Consider the following 16,023-nt stretch of genomic DNA (forward strand, 5'->3'; position numbering starts at 1 on the left):
GTGGACGTGACCGTCGAGCAAGACCGTAAGTTCATGCGGCAAGCCCTGGCCGAAGCCGGCGCCGCCGCCGAGATCGGCGAGGTGCCCATCGGCGCGGTGCTGGTCAAGGACGGGGTGGTGATCGGAAGCGCCCACAACCTGCGCGAGACCAGCAACGACCCCACCACCCACGCGGAAATGATCGCCATCCGCCAGGCCGCGGCCCAGACCGGCCACTGGCGCCTGCTCGACTGCACCCTCTACGTCACCCTCGAGCCGTGCGTCATGTGCATGGGCGCAATCATCCTGGCCCGCATCCCGCGACTGGTCTACGGCTGCCGAGATCCGCGCGTCGGCGCCGCTGGTTCCATCTACGACCTTTCCCGCGACGACCGCTTCAACCACCGTGTCGCGGTCACCGAAGGGGTTCTTGCCGACGAGTGCAGTGCCGTGCTCAGCGGGTTTTTTCAGGAATTGCGCGCTCGAAAGAAGGGGGCCAAAGGCGGTGGGACCGAAGATGAATAAAAGCTGCTTGGCAAGTGGCCACGGGATAGGGTAGGATAGCGCGCGAAAAGAAAAGGTGATTTCGGAGGGGTGTCCGAGAGGTCGAAGGTGACAGACTCGAAATCTGTTGTACCGCAAGGTACCGTGGGTTCGAATCCCACCCCCTCCGCCATTAACAAAAACAGGGGCTTAGCCAAAATCGGCTAAGCCCTTTGTTTATGCAGAATCCTTGATTTTGGGTATGAGGTGGATAAATATTGTGGAAGTGTTTGTTGGTCGAAGGTCAACCGCTTCCTGTGTAGGCGTAAGCAGGTCTATCGTGTTTCTCCTCCTTTTCTAACCCTACCAGGCAGCCCGGTTATCCTGACCTGACCTGACTTGACAGAATCCTTGGGTCCACTAAGCTTACCAGTTTGACGGCGCAGGTAGGCCCATCGAAAAATTCATTCATTTGGAGGAGAAAGCAGCATGGCGCTTCACCCACTGGCAGGTCAACCGGCACCGAAATCGATCCTTCCCAATATCCCCAGGCTTATCAGCGATTACTACACCCGGCACCCCGATCTGAGTGACGCAACAAACCTGGTCTCCTTCGGCACTTCGGGCCACCGCGGCTGTTCGGCAAAGTGCTCTTTCAACGAGGATCACATCCTCGCCATCGTCCAGGCGGTCTGCGACTACCGCAAAGACGCGGGAGTCGACGGGCCCCTTTTTCTGGGGATGGATACTCACGCCCTTTCCGAATCGGCCCACGCCACCGCCCTGGAGGTGTTGGCGGCCAACGGGGTCGAGGTGCGCATCGCCAAGGACCTCGAATACACCCCCACGCCGGTCATCTCCCACGCCATCCTTACCCACAACCGGGGCAGGAAGGAACACCTCGCCGACGGCATCGTCATCACCCCGTCCCACAACCCCCCGGATAACGGCGGCATCAAGTACAACCCGCCCAACGGCGGCCCGGCCGACACCGACGTCACCTCTACGGTCGCCGACAGGGCCAACACCTACCTGCGACAGGGACTGGAGGGGGTCCACCGCTTCCCCTATGAGCAGGCGTTGGCCGCGCCCTCAACGGTGCCCTACGACTATGTCACCCCTTACGTCGACGACCTTTCCAATGTCATCGATATGGACGCGATCAAAAAGGCCGGCCTGCGCATCGCCGCAGACGCCCTGGGGGGCTCCGGCCTCGGATTCTGGAAACCGATCGCGGAAAAGTACGGCCTCGATATCGAGCTGATCAACGGCCACCCCGACCCGACCTTCAGCTTCATGTGCGTCGACAAGGACGGCAAGGTCCGCATGGATTGCTCTTCGGCGAGCGCCATGGCGGGCCTGATCAAACTCAAGGACAAATACGACATCGCCTTCGGCAACGACCCCGATTTCGACCGCCACGGCATCGTCACTCCGTCGGCGGGGCTGATGAATCCCAATCACTATCTTGCCGTGGCGATCAACTACCTCTTCAGCCATCGCACCGGCTGGCGCAGCGACGCCGCGGTGGGCAAGACCCTGGTCTCCTCGTCGATGATCGACCGCGTGGCCGCCGACCTGGGACGCACCCTTTCGGAGGTCCCGGTCGGATTCAAGTGGTTCGTCGACGGCCTGGTGGACGGCTCCTGCGGGTTCGGCGGTGAGGAGAGCGCCGGCGCCTCCTTCCTGCGCAAGGACGGTACCGTGTGGTCTACCGACAAGGACGGGATCATCCTCTGTCTGCTGGCGGCCGAGATCACCGCGGTGACCGGGCGCGACCCCGCCCGGCACTACCAGGATCTGGTGCAGAAGTTCGGAGCCCCCGTCTACGCCCGAATCGATGCCGAAGCCACCCCCGCACAAAAGACAGTCCTGGGTAAACTATCGCCCGAGCAGATTACCGCTGACGCCCTTGCCGGCGAACCGATCATCGCCAAGCTCACCAATGCCCCCGGCAATGGCGCCGGGATAGGCGGGCTCAAGGTCACGACAGAGAGCGGCTGGTTCGCCGCTCGCCCCTCGGGCACCGAGGATATCTACAAAATCTATGCGGAGTCCTTCAGGGGCGAGGAACATCTCAGGCAGATTCAGAATCAGGCCAAGGCGATCGTCAGCGAGGCGTTCAAGGCCGCAGGGGCGTAGCCAAGAGTTTCCAACTCCTCAAAACATGGGATGTGAGAACAAAAAGGGGGGGTGGGTGCGATGCAGGGGGGGGCGTTCTCCTGGGAATTCTCTCCTGTTGACAGAATCTCAGTAATCTCAGTATTCTCGGGCTATGGTGGATTGGCTGTCAAAACGCAAAAGGCTGGCCGGCCTTTTGGCCGGGGGGTATTTCCTGGGCGTGGTTTTCGGCCACCTGCCCTTCTCCGATGTCGCTGACTGGATTACCGGAAGGCTCAGCCGCGAGATTTTCAACGGCGCCATCACCATCTTTTGGTGTTTCTCCCTTGCGGCGTTCGGACTGGTTCTCTTGCGGGCAGTGCAGGGAAGGCCGGATCGGGAAGGGGGACTCCTGTATGCCGGGACGGCGGTCCTGCTGGCGGCGGTCTCCTACAACGCCCTTTTCGTGACCAACGTCGAGAGCGTCCACTTTGTTCAGTACGCCCTTTTGGCGCTCCCCCTCTATGCCCTGACGCACAGTTTCGGGCGAACGGTCCTTTACGTCACCCTCCTCGGGGCCTTAGACGAAGCCTACCAGTACTTTGTTCTTTACGGGGACCTGAAGACGGTCTACTTCGATTTCAACGACGTCATTCTTAACCTTGCCGGCGGCGCTCTCGGCGTTGTGGCGATTTTTCTCCTCGCAGACCTTCCCCGGCCTCCGCGCCTTGCCGCCGGCGGCGGGCGGAGGATTGTCGGGGCGATGATCCTCTCGGCAGTTGCGGCCGTCCTTCTCGCAAGCTGCGGCCTGATCCGGGCCTACCCCGGCCCCGACGGCGGCAGCGGGGCGCTCCTGCTCAGCAGGGCCCCGGCGCCGGAGCATTTCTGGGTGGAGCTGCCCTGGGGCAAGACCTACCATGTCCTGCACCCCCTGGAGGGGCTGGCCCTGGCTGGGTTGCTGCTCCTGTTCTTCAGCCGCATGGACCGCTCGGCGGCGAAAGGGGAGCGATGAGGAAGCTTGTCCTTTGCGGCCTGCTGGGGGCGGCACTCTCTTGGCCCTTGCCATCGGCCTGGGGGGCGTCCTACTGCCGGCTCTGGCACGTGCCGCAGGCGCCTGCAACGGCCAAGAAAGAACAGCCTTATCTCGGGGTGACCTATCGCCCGGAGGCAACCACATCCCTGCCTTCCCCCTTCGTTTGTCCCGAGCCGAGCTCCGTTGAGACGGTTCTCGCAGGCTCTTCCGCCGAGCGCGGCGGAGTGATGCCGGGCGATATCCTTCTGGCTCTGGGCGGCCAGGCGATTTGCAGGGCCGAAGGTTACGGACTGCCTCTTCGCGACCTGGTCGCTGAACGGGAGGCCGGCGACGCATTGGACCTGGACCTGCTGCGAGGCGGGGAGCGTCTGACCCTGCGGGTTACGTTGGGGCTGCGGCCCGTTTACGACCCCCCGGAGGCGGATCATTCCGGGCCGGGGGCATGTTCGCAGGGGGGCTCGCTGCTGGCGGAGGAGTTGCATCGGCAGGGCCTCGGCGAGGTCTTTGGGGAGATCCGGGCCGGGCTGGGCGAGCGGATCAGCGTGGTCCACAACCCCGGCGGGCTCGCCGATGGACGGGGAAACCCCTGGCAAAACCCGGAGGTGACCCACTTCATGCGCCACCCCCTGCGCTCGGCCGCCGTTGCCGAGGCGTTGACCGATCCGCTGGCGGCCGCGGCGCGCCCCGGGGAGTGGCGGCTGCCAGAGTTGCTGGCGGGGCTGGGTGCCATGGCGGGGCTCGGTCCTGCCTTCCCTCTTCCCCCGAAGGAGCTTTCCCTGGAGTCCCTCCTGGCTCTCCTGGGCCGGGCAAGAAACTGGGTCAAGGCCGAACTCGACCGGCTTCCCGAGGCGCAGTTGTCGGTGTTGAGACAACACGGGCTCGCTCCCTGGGAGCATGAGGCGTGGGACGCGCTCCTCGACGCCTCTCTTCAACTCCGGCCGGAAGGTCTGCTCGGCGCCCTGGCGCCGCTGGCCGCCGCCTTCAACCCGGAGGCCCTGGAGAGCCTGCGTGCGGACCTGGGGAGGCGCTTCGCCGATGCCGAAGGGGAGATCCTCTATCAGGCCCCAACCGCCGCCGGCCCGGTGATCGTCGGTGGCCGGGGTCCGAACGTCTACCCGGCCGATGCGGCCCTGATCCTCGACCTGGGGGGGGACGACCTCTATCTCAACAACGCCGGGGGGAGCCGTCCCGGGATTCCCGTCGCCGTGGTGATCGACTGGGGAGGGGACGACCGTTACATCGCAGGCAGTCACGTCTCCCAGGGGGCGGGCTATCTTGGCGGCGGTTTTCTGCTAGATTTGGCCGGGGACGACATCTACCGGGCCCTCGACGGCAGCCAGGGGAGCGGCCATTTCGGCCTCGGCCTCCTGCTCGATTCCGGGGGGCGGGACCGTTTCGAGAGCCGCCGCCTCTCCCAGGGGGTGGGGCAGGTCGGGCTCGGGCTTCTCCTTGCCGGGGAGGGGCCGAGCAGCTACCTGTGCGGCCTGGAGGGTCAGGGGCTCGGCTTTTTCGGCGGCGCCGGGGCCCTGGTAGACGGCGGCGGCGACGACGCCTACCGGCTGGGGGGGCTGCGCCCCGACTTTCGCGACCCCGAAAAACACACGGTCAGCATGGGGCAGGGCTTCGGCAAGGGGCTGCGCCCCGGAGCCGGGCGAAAGGGCGCCTCGGGGGGGAGCGGCCTCCTGCTCGACCTGGGTGGGGACGATACCTACTCCGCCGACTATTTCGCCCAGGGCGCCTCCTATTACTTCGGCCTCGGCATCCTGCGGGACCTGGGCGGCGACGACCGCTACCTCGCCGGCCGCTACGCCCAGGGGGCGGGCATCCATGCCACGGTCGGGGTGCTGCTCGACGAGACCGGCGACGACTCCTACTACGCCTCCTTCGGGGTCGCCCAGGGGATGGGGCACGACTTCGGCCTGGGGGTCCTTCGGGACGCGGAGGGCCGGGACAGCTACCACGGCGGCGCCCTCGTGCAGGGCGCAGCGACCTCCGACGCGATAGGAATCCTGGCCGATTTTCAGGGGGACGATTCCTATTCCTGCTCTTCCGGGCAGGCTTTCGCCGAAAAGGCCCGGGGCATGGGGGTCTGGATCGACCTGGAACCGAAGGGCGACCGTGCGGAGCGTCCCCTGGGGGGAGAACTCTTGCGGATCGGGGTGAAAAAACCTTCGGAGGGAATCACCATCCGCGAGCCCTAGTTTATGACATGGCCGGCCATTAAGGCTGGTTTTTGCACCGGAATCCTGATGTAATGGTATCCATGGTAGAGAATTCTTTTTGACCACTGACTATTGGGACCCATTAACGTCGTTTTCGCCACTCCCCCCATTACCCTTGAAGAACGCTATGGCGACCTGGCCGGAGCCGGCAGTGACGCCCCGTCCCTGGGCATCCTGCTCCTTGCGGCCGTGGCCCGCCAAGCCGGTTTCGACGCGGCGGTTCTCGAAGCGTCGGCCCTCGGTCTCTCCCAGAACGAGACCCTGGAAAGAATCGGGCAGCACCGCCCCGACATTCTCGCCCTGACCTCGACCACCCTCTCCATCTTTCACGCCCACTCCCTCGCCGACCGGGCCAAGGCGCGGTTCCCCGGTCTGAAGGTCCTCATCGGCGGCCCCCACCTCTCCGCCGCTCCCCGGGAAACCATGGAGCGTTTTCCCGCCTTCGACATCGCCGTCCAAGGCGAGGGGGAAGCGACCATCGCCGAGCTGCTCCAGGTACTGAAAAATGCGACCCCGCTGGAAGCGGTCCAGGGAATCCTGTTCCGCGACGGCGAGCAGCTGCGCGAAACGGATCGCCGCCCCTACATCGAGGACCTCGACACCCTGCCATTTCCCGCCTTCGATCTGTTGGAAGGTTTTCCCGGGCGCTACGCCCCGGCGCCCTTCAAAACCCGTCAGCTCCCCGCCGCCTCCCTGGTCACCTCGCGCGGCTGCCCCAATGAGTGCATTTTCTGCGACCGCTCGATCTTCGGCTCCCACTGCCACGCCCATTCGACCGAGTACGTCGTGGACATGATCCGGAAACTTCACGACGAATACGGGGTCCGGGAATTCAGTTTCGAGGACGATACCTTCGTCACCTTCAAGAAGCGGTTGCGGGAGGTCTGCGAACGGCTTATCGAACTCGACCTCGGGATCTCCTGGTCCTGCCTGGGGCGGGTCGATCACGTCACCTCCGAAAACCTGGCCTTGATGAAAAAGGCCGGCTGCTGGCAGATCAGCTTCGGCATCGAGAGCGGCGACCAGCAGATCCTCAACACCATCGGCAAGCGCGTCACCCTCGACCAGATCCGCCAGGCGATCGCCTGGACCCGCGAGGCGGGGATCATGGCCAAGNGCGCCACACTGGACTTCGCCCTGGAGCTGCCCCTCAACGACATCAGCGTCACCATGCTCACCCCCTTCCCGGGGACGGAGCTTTACGACCGCGCCGACGAATTCGGCACCTTCGACGACGACTGGGCCAAGCTCAACCTGCTCAACGCCGTCTTCGTTCCACGGGGCCTGACCCGGCACGACCTGGAGCAGGCCCAGCGGGATCTCTCCCGCCGCTTCTACCTGCGCCCTGCCGTCTTCGCCGACTACCTCGGGCGGCTGGCGAGGAATCCCGCCATGGCCGGGGCGCTGTGGAGGGGGTTCCGGTCTTTCCTGAAGTCGGTGGGAGGGGGACGGGGGGGCTGAGGCCGGGCCGGAAGGAGCTGACGCGCCCTGTGGTGTCCGACGCCCCCCCTGCCGGAACGTGCGGCCATTTAGCCGTTTTTCCGGAGATATTCTTCGCCTGTATTTACGGGGGCGGGTTTGGCGCGATGGCGATTCGATCTTAAGAAATCGCCCCGTTTTTCCGAAGAATACGGGAGGCCTTGGGGCGGGGATGGTTCAGTATTGAACCTTTTTAAGCCATGGTCCGGATCGTGCATATTCTTACGCAACACACACCGAAACCCCGTAACCTCTTATCCCCAGGTGTTTTTCCTGCGCCGTTGCCCAAAAAGGGCAGTCTGGTGCCGAATTTGGGCATGACGCGAGGGGGAAGGGTCCCAGGGGTTTGGTCCATCGAGGGTAAATAGAGAGGGCCGCAAGGCCTCAAACCAGTTCGAAAGAGGGGGGCAGGATGCTCGCTCGCTTGCTTGTCGGAACAATTCTTGGTGTCTTCATCGGGTGCTCTTTCGCTTGGGCGGCCCCTGTCGCGCCGATCGAGGTGACCCTGACCCAGGCCGACGGTTCGACCTTCAAGGCCCGCCCGAGGGGGGACGAGTACGCCAGCTGGACGGAGACTCTCGACGGGTACACGATCGTCCGCAAGGACAAGCGGGACTGGCACTATGCCGCCAAGGACGCCGAGGGCAAACTGGTGGCCGGTACCCACAAGGTCTACATCCCCTCGGCCCCGGGGAGGCCCGCCGTCGACCCGCGGGGTTCCCTGACCAAGCACCTGCGCCCCCCCGTCGACGAGTCCCGGTTCCAGAAGCGGGTTCCGCGAAAGCTCAAGTCCCCGAAGTCCCTGAAGGGGGGGGGGAGATCGTCCGGCGCCTCTCCCGCGGAATCGCAGGGCGCCCCGGCCTTTTCGCCCGGGGCGGAGCTTTCGCCGTCCCCGGCGCCGTTGGCCTCCTCGCCCGAGGCGCCCCAAGGCGCTCCCGCGACTCCCGCGGTGGTCGATCAGCCGGTGCTGACCATCCTGGTCTCTTTCACCGATATCTCTTTTGACTACAGCGACGCCAGTTTTCAGGACCTGATGTACGGTGCGAGCGGCAGCGTCAAGGACTACTTCCTGGAAAATTCCTACGACAACTTCACCGTGGTTCCCGCCAGCGAAAGCCAAGGGACGCTGAACGACGGCATCGTCGCCGTTACCCTGGGCTATGCCCACCCCAACCCGGGGCAAACCTTCTCTTCCTGCCAGGCCATCGCCGCCGACGCCATCCTCGCGGCCGACTCTTCCATCGACTATTCGGCCTATGACACCGATGAGAGCGGTGCGGTCAGCGTCGCCGAACTCTCTATCGTCATCATCCTCGCCGGGTACGAAAACGCCTACGGCGGCGCTTCAGCACAGACGCCCCGGGTCTGGGGACACCAGTATGTGACGGCATCACCGGTCGTTCTCGACGGCGTCTCTCTCCAGCCCTACGCCATGTTCGGCGAGCGTCACTTCAGGACGGGCGAGGACGAGGCGCACCAGGCCACCATCGGTATCATGGCCCACGAGTTGGGACACCTCATGCTCAGCCTGCCCGACCTGTACGACCGGGACGGCGGTTCCGAAGGGATTGGAGGCTGGGGGCTTATGGCGGCGGGCAGTTGGAACACCGATTCGGCCAATGCTCCTCCCTACTCCGGGGACTCCCCCGCGCATCTCTGTGCTTACTCCAAAGTTGTAACTGAAATGGTGGTCCCCGACGATATTGCCACGACCGCCCTCGACCAGACCGTCCTGCCCGCCAGCACCGCTGCCTCGGTCAAGCGACTCTGGATCGACCGTTACCGCATCGGCGAGCACTTCCTGGTGGCCAACCGCAACCAGGCCGGATTCGACGCTGGACTGCCCGGCGAGGGGCTCATGGTCTGGCACATCGACCCGAGTGTTTCGACCCAGAACGACGACGAGACCCACAAGCTCGTAGACCTCGAATCCGCAGATGGTCAAATACACCTGGACGCAGAAGACAACAGTGGAGACGCAGGAGATCCCTTCCCCGGAACGAGCGCCAACCTGACCTTCGACGACGACAGCACCACCAACGCCAGGGATTACTCCGGCAGCGTCACCGGGATATCCGTGGAGAGCATTGACGATGCGGCGGCGCCCAACATCTCCGCCGATTTTCATCCGGCGGCACTCTCCCTTGGAGACTGGCTGGGATACGATGACGGGGGGTTGAGTAGCGCAACAGGATATGCCGGCTCAATTTGGACGGCCATCCTTTTTTCCAACGACACCGGCATGGACACTCTGGACGGGTTTGAGGTGTACGCCTGGGAGGCCGGGGCGACAAGCGTCGATTTTTACCTCTATGACAGCATTGCGGGGGGCAGTTTAGGTCTTCTCAAACATACCCAGACCGGTTTTGTCGCTCAGCAGGGATGGAACCGTTTTCTTCTGAGTACGCCTTTCGACCTTGGCACTCTGCCGGGGTCCTATTTCGTCATGGTCCTCGAGATATCGGGCCCTTCCGGCAATGGTTGGGCTTCTTTGGAGCCTTCGGGAACCTCTTCTGGTCGCTCCTACAAGAGTTGGAGCAACGCTGTGGCCTTCCAGTCGCTTTCCGAGGATCTCCTCCAGCATGTCCTTTTGAGCAGCACCAGTCTGCCGAACGAGTCGCCGACGGCGGTGGACGATTCCGACAGCGTCTACCAGAACGCCTCGGTGACGATCGACATCCTGGCCAACGACAGCGACCCGGACGGCTCCCTGGACCAGAGTTCGGTCGCCGAGACCCAGCCCAGCCACGGCTCGGTTGTGGACAACGGCGACGGGACGGTCAGGTACACGGCAGCCGGCTGCTATTCCGGCCCCGACAGCTTCACCTACACCGTCGACGACGACCAGGGGGCGACCTCCAACGCCGCCACGGTGTCGATAACCGTCAATGCATATCCGCCGGTTTTGGTGATCGGAGGCCATTCCAGTTACTATTCGGACATTGCCTCGGCCTATGCGGGGGCATCTTCTTTCAGCATAATCAAGCTGAAAGACCAGGTGTTTACCGAGGATCTCGTCTTTGACCAGGACAAATCCTTAACGTTTCAGGGCGGGTACAGCTGTGATTTCGGTGACAACCCCTCGGAGACGGTGATCGACGGAAAACTGACCGTGCGAGACGGAAGGGTTAAGTTGGAGAAAATCAGAATTAAGTAGCTTCGGTGGGGCCCTTTTGGGGGCCTCGCCGGTTTGAAAAGCCTTTATCTCGACCTGAAAGGTTGTTGGCGCTCCAGCATCCCCGGCTTTGTATGGGACGCGGAGCAGGCTGTAAGCGTTCCCCTTCTGCTTCAGGGGCTTGTTCGCAATGGACGGGCCCTGGTTTTCATCGCACCCCCGCCCTGCGAAGACAATCCGTAAGATTTCAGTTTTTCCCTTTAAGCCCTTGGCGCCCTGTTCACGGGCGGCTCTTTTTCAATGGGTCCGATTTCCAGAAGGAATATGGGGAGGAAATCCGCTTCCGGTAGGGAGGGGTTGAGGGGCGATCCTGTGATTTGCCTTGAAGCCTTCAAGGAATTTTGCCAGAGTAACGGTTCCCGCCGCGAGGTTTGCATTTCGATCGAACGTGTCGAACGGTCATAGAATGGCATCAGATCCCCAAAAATCCGCGCCCGCCCGAACGGAGCCAGCCAGGGCCTCCGTCCTGATCGTCAACTGGAACGGCAGACACCATCTCGAGGCCTGCCTCAACAGCCTCGCAGCCCAGACCTGTCGCGACTTCGAGGTCGTCCTGGTGGACAACGGCTCCGCCGACGGCTCCGTGGACTATCTGCGGAAGCGCTTTCCCTGGGTCAAGCTCGTCCCCCTGGATGAGAACACCGGCTTCGCCGGGGGCAACAACGTCGCCCTGGAGCACGCCGCCGGCGAGTACCTGATCGCCCTCAACAACGATACCAGGGTCGAACCGGGCTGGCTGGAAGAGCTGGTCCGCGTCGCCGACGAGAATCCCCGGGCGGGGATGGTCGGCAGCCGCATCTGCTCCTACGATGATCCCGACCTGGTCGACTCCCTCGGGGTCAAGGTCTGCCTCGACGGCATGTCCCGGGGGGCTCATCGCCTGCGGAAATTTTCGGAACTCCGCCTGGAGCGGGTCGAGCCGATCCTGCTGCCGAGCGCCTGCGCCGCCCTCTACCGGCGATCCATGATCGAGGAGGTCGGGTTCTTCGACGAGCGTTTTTTCGCCTACTGCGAGGACACCGACCTCGGCCTGCGCGGGCGGCGGGCGGGATGGGAGGCGCTGCTGGCCACCGGGGCCGTCGTCTATCACAAGTACTCCCAGACCGGCGGCGGATTCTCCCCCCTCAAGCTCTACCTCGTGGAACGCAACCATTACTGGGCGGCGTTCAGGAATTTCCCTCTGCCCCTGCTCTTTCTGCTCCCCTTCACCACCCTGCTCCGCTACCTGGAGCAGGTCAGAGTGGTGGCCCGGGGTGAGGGGTCCGGCGGGGAGTTTCGCGCGGGGGACTCAAAGCTTCAGTTGGTCTGGGCCATCCTCAAGGGGACCGCGGGTGGGATTGCCAGGCTCCCCTCTCTCCTTCTCTGGCGGGCTCGCCTGGAAAATGGAAGAGGACTGTCGTCCCGGGGGATGTCCAGTCTTCTGCGGCAATACCGGCTGAGCTTCAAGGAATTGCTTGACGTTCCCGGGGCGGGGAGTTAGCCCCCGGCCCTTCGCGGGGCACCAAAGCTCATGATCCCTTCCTTAGTTTTTGACCCGTTTTGTCGCCATTTTCAGAAACAGTTCCTTCCCCGTGCAGTCCCCGCCCGATCCCCAATTCCATTCTAAGTATTAGGTTTTTCTGCCTGAAGTAGCGGGATTTCGCCCACCTGTGGGGCAAATGCCCCGCAACGGAGGGCTGTTTTTCTTCCCTGCTATCGTTCCTAAGATTGTCTTGGCACGCCAAAGAGAAATCTTTAACTGCGAACGGACTTTAATTAGCGAGTAGAAATATTCAGATTTTACGCTTAAGCCAAGGCGTTGACTGGGTGTCCGTGGTCGGGGTGACGGCGATCTCCTTGGTCGGAGATTTGACTTTCGGAAAAGATGATTAGCTTCCGTTAAAGTTGGAATGGGTTTTGCAGGCATTATAGAGCATTAACAAAAAGGTCACCGAAGGGGTAAAGCCCGGGTAACCGGGTGGCACAAAGCTACCTGTCCGGTCCGAACCGGATAGAGGGGCTGCCGAAGTGACGGGATGGCTGTAGCCTTCCGTCGTTCGACGGGAGGGTCTTTCCCGAAAATCAGATATTGCCGCCTCCGACAAAAGCAAAACCGGAGGAATCCGGTGAGGCAAGGCATTTACTCCTCGGTGGCCGCCTTCTGTTGCCGTTGCCAGGGCAGTCGTGCCCCTGGAAAAGCCTTGGAGTGAGGCAATCGGAGAGTACGGGTCTCTGCTTCGTGCAGAGTGCCGGCTGTTGTTCTGCTCTTTAATCGGCACCGGACGTGCCGTTTGAGTCGGGGTCTTTATGGGTACTGGTCACCAAAAAAGAATCGTAAACAGGGAGGGCATGATGACGACAGGTTCACCCCCCAGCGCAAGCTTTCGGTGCGCCCTTCTGTGGTATGGATTGCTGTTTGTCCTGATCTGGGCCCCAGGAGCCTGGGCCGGTTGGTCCATCGAGCAGGTGGACACGGCCGGAGATGTCGGCCACTACACCTCGATAGCCATCGACGCCCAGGACCGGGCCCACATCAGTTATTTTGCCGCCGATCCCGAAGACAGCAAAAAGGGGTATCTCAAGTACGCCGGCGCCGACGCCCAGGGCGTCTGGGGCATCCCCGAGGTTGTCGACGGGGCCGCCAACTCCGGGCTGCACACCTCGCTCGGTGTCGATCAGAAGATCCACATCAGTTATTACAAGGAGAATGGCAGCCAGCTGCGCTACGCCGAAAAGGACACCGAGGGCGGCACCCTCAGCAATCCCTGGGACGTCATGGTCCTCGATGCGCCCGGCCTCGTCGGCCTTTACACCTCCATTTTCGTCGACGGGCAGGGCCGGTCCCACGTCAGTTACTACAATTCCACCGAAGGCGCTCTGAAGTATGCCACTAATAGCCTCGACGATCCCCAGACCCCCGAGGTCGAGTGGGCCTCCTATACTGTGGACGGGGGGGGGAGCGAGAACCTGGGGCGGTGCAGCGACCTGGCCATCGACAGCGCGGGGGTCGTCCACATCAGCTACTACGACATCGCAAATCAGAAGCTCAGGCATGCCTACGGCAACCTCGACAGCTGGACCACCCAGGACATCGACACCGATGGGGATGCCGGCTGGTACAGCTCCCTGGTCATAGATTCGGCCGATATCGTTCACGTCAGCTACGAGGCCGCCTCCCTCGGGATTCTTCGCCATGCCTGGAAGCCTGCGGGAAGCGGATCGTGGCAGAGTGAGGTTGTGGATGGCTCCGGCGCCGTCGCCGGGCACACCACAATCGACGTCGATGGGGCGGGAGCTCTGCACATCAGTTATTACAGCTACAGCGACCAGTCCCATGACGGCGACCTGATGTACGCGACCAACGCCAGCGGAACCTGGATGGCCGAGATCGTGGACTCTGCCGAGGTCCTCGACGGCAGCAACGTCGGGCAGTACACCTCTCTGGGCCTGGACAGTTCGGGCAATCCTCACATCAGTTACTACGATGCCACCGAGGGCGACCTCAAGTACGCCCACCGCCATAACCCCGATATTTCAGCCAGTCCCGCCGAGGTTTCCTTCGGGACGGTCGCAATGGGGGAGACGGCTTCGGCAACAGTGACGGTCCAAAACAGCGGGAGCGGCGCCTTGCAGGTCGGCGCCCTCGCCCTCGAAGGCCATTCCGATTTCAGCTTCGGCGTTGACGACTGCTCCGGCCAGAGCGTCTCCCCGGGAGGCTCCTGCGGCATTGAGGTCAACTTCACGCCCCAGGTCGCGGGGGATCGTTCCTCTGTTCTGACCGTTGCCAGTAACGACCCCGACATGCCGTTTCTGAGCGTTGCGCTGAGCGGTTCCTCCGACGTTTTCTACACGTTGACCGCCGCGTCCGGTCCCGGAGGCACGGTCTCCCCGGATGTCGTTACGGTTTCAGCCGGCGGCGGTGAGACCTTCACCATCGTTCCCACCGCGCCCTATTACATCGATGACGTTCATGTCGACGGGGTCTCGGTCGGGGCTCTTACCACTTATGCCTTCAGCGATGTCCAGGAATACCACGGTCTTGAAGCGTTTTTCGCTTCATACGTTCGGATTGCTGCCGGCTTGCCGATCTACTATGCGACTGTGCAGGAGGCTGTGGACGCCGTGACGAGCGGTGGTGAGATCCAGACCCGCACCTCCGGATTTGCCGAAGACCTTGTCCTGGGCCGCGACATAACCCTGACCTTGAGGGGCGGCTACGACGCCGATTATACAGGGCAGTCCACCGACACCATGATAAGCGGTTCCCTGACCGTCGATACTGGGGATCTGACCGTGGAAAATATCGTGTTGCAGTGAGACTGCCGGGAAAACCGGCCCCGGGGTTAAGCGGTCGGCATTTTGAATTTGTGGAACGACTTATTCATAGATTGAATGGGAGGAAGAGAAGATGACCAGAGCAACCAAACGCTTTACGGAAGTCATCCAGAAGTTGACAGCAACCTTTCTGGCCGTGGCACTTTGCACCCTTCCGGCTCTTGCCGGAGCGGCGGAAACCGACCGGTTGAAGGTGAAGAATGCCGAGGGGAGCGTCACCTTCAAGGTAACGGATTTGGGCAACGTGACAGCGACCAAGTTCAGCGGGGACGGTTCGGGGTTGACGAATCTGGTGATTCCTCCTGGTCTTGACGGGAGCAACAGCTTGGTGACGGTCAGCGACGAGGTCGTTGGGGTGAACTGCGCTGAAGGCGGCAAGAAGCTTGAGTTCGGCCTCGATGCCGACGACAATGGAATCCTCGACCCGGGCGAGATCGATCTCGCCTTGACGAGTTATGTCTGCAACGGCCCAACGGGCCCCCAAGGCGAAATTGGTCCCGAAGGTCCCCAGGGCGAGCAGGGTGAGCAAGGTCTGACCGGTTCTGTTGGTCCTAAAGGCGACACCGGCGATACCGGAGCTCAGGGTTTGCAGGGCATCCAGGGTGAAATCGGCCCCCAGGGCCCGATTGGCCTGACTGGCGCGACCGGTCCCAAAGGCGACACTGGTGATACTGGAGCTCAGGGTCTGCAAGGGATCCAGGGTGAAGTTGGTCCCCAAGGGATCCAGGGTGAAGTTGGTCCGCAGGGTGAGCAAGGTCTGACCGGTGCCACTGGTGCGAAAGGTGACCAAGGCGATATCGGCCCTCAGGGCCTGNCCTCAAGGCCCGATTGGCCTGACTGGCGCGACCGGCGCCAAAGGCGACACTGGTGATACCGGAGCTCAGGGTCCGCAAGGGATCCAGGGTGAAGTTGGTTCCCAAGGTATTCAGGGTGAAATTGGTCCTCAAGGCCCCGTCGGCCAGACCGGGGCCACCGGCCCCAAAGGCGACACCGGCGATACCGGAGCTCAGGGTCTGCAGGGCATCCAAGGTGAAATCGGCCCCCAGGGCCCGATTGGCCTGACTGGCGCGACCGGCCCCAAAGGCGACACTGGTGATACTGGACCTCAGGGTCCGCAAGGGATCCAGGGGGAAGTTGGACCGCAGGGTGAGCAAGGTCTGACCGGTGCCACTGGTGCGAAAGGTGACCAAGGCGATATCGGCCCTCAGGGCCTGCAGGGCATCCAAGGTGAAATTGGT

At 62.7% G+C, this 16,023-nt stretch carries 8 protein-coding genes, 1 tRNA gene, 1 pseudogene and 1 riboswitch; all 10 genes and pseudogenes read left to right on the forward strand.

The genetic code is table 11. The features are described 5' to 3' along the window. Nucleotides 1-504, forward strand: a complete 504-nt coding sequence (tadA, locus tag C0617_RS08040; protein ID WP_291316502.1) for a tRNA adenosine(34) deaminase TadA — start codon at nt 1-3, stop codon at nt 502-504. Nucleotides 505-567: 63 nt separating this feature from the next. Further along, nucleotides 568-655: transfer RNA gene (locus C0617_RS08045), tRNA-Ser, on the forward strand. A gap of 296 nt (nt 656-951) precedes the next feature. Beyond that, on the forward strand, nt 952-2,604 hold the full coding sequence (pgm, locus tag C0617_RS08050; RefSeq protein ID WP_291316503.1) for a phosphoglucomutase (alpha-D-glucose-1,6-bisphosphate-dependent): 1,653 nt from the start codon (nt 952-954) through the stop codon (nt 2,602-2,604). Nucleotides 2,605-2,737: 133 nt separating this feature from the next. Beyond that, entirely contained in the window at nt 2,738-3,574 is an 837-nt protein-coding gene (locus C0617_RS08055; RefSeq protein WP_291316504.1) for a VanZ family protein, read from the forward strand. After that, nucleotides 3,571-5,796, forward strand: a complete 2,226-nt coding sequence (locus tag C0617_RS08060) for a PDZ domain-containing protein (RefSeq protein WP_291316505.1) — start codon at nt 3,571-3,573, stop codon at nt 5,794-5,796. The genes C0617_RS08055 and C0617_RS08060 overlap by 4 nt, the downstream gene beginning before the upstream one ends. A gap of 93 nt (nt 5,797-5,889) precedes the next feature. Next, nucleotides 5,890-6,933: radical SAM protein (locus tag C0617_RS08065; protein WP_291316506.1), on the forward strand; the 1,044-nt coding region annotated here is incomplete at its 3' end. 775 nt (nt 6,934-7,708) lie between these two features. Further along, a complete protein-coding gene (locus tag C0617_RS08070) occupies nt 7,709-10,453 on the forward strand; it encodes a M6 family metalloprotease domain-containing protein (RefSeq protein ID WP_291316507.1) in 2,745 nt (914 codons plus the stop codon). 424 nt (nt 10,454-10,877) lie between these two features. Beyond that, nucleotides 10,878-11,951 carry a glycosyltransferase family 2 protein gene (locus C0617_RS08075; protein WP_291316508.1) on the forward strand — a complete coding sequence of 358 codons (1,074 nt, stop codon included), beginning with the start codon at nt 10,878-10,880 and terminating at the stop codon, nt 11,949-11,951. A 447-nt stretch (nt 11,952-12,398) separates the two neighbouring features. Then, nucleotides 12,399-12,478, forward strand: a riboswitch (cyclic di-GMP riboswitch). Nucleotides 12,479-12,802: 324 nt separating this feature from the next. Continuing rightward, nucleotides 12,803-14,767: a choice-of-anchor D domain-containing protein gene (locus C0617_RS08080; RefSeq protein ID WP_291316509.1), complete on the forward strand. Its 1,965-nt coding sequence runs from the start codon at nt 12,803-12,805 to the stop codon at nt 14,765-14,767. Nucleotides 14,768-14,858: 91 nt separating this feature from the next. Further along, nucleotides 14,859-15,599, forward strand: a pseudogene (locus tag C0617_RS08085) (hypothetical protein); the annotation flags it as partial. Between the last annotated feature and the right edge of the window lie 424 nt (nt 15,600-16,023).

Origin of the sequence: Desulfuromonas sp. (assembly GCF_002868845.1) — a bacterium.
GTDB lineage: Bacteria > Desulfobacterota > Desulfuromonadia > Desulfuromonadales > BM501 > BM501.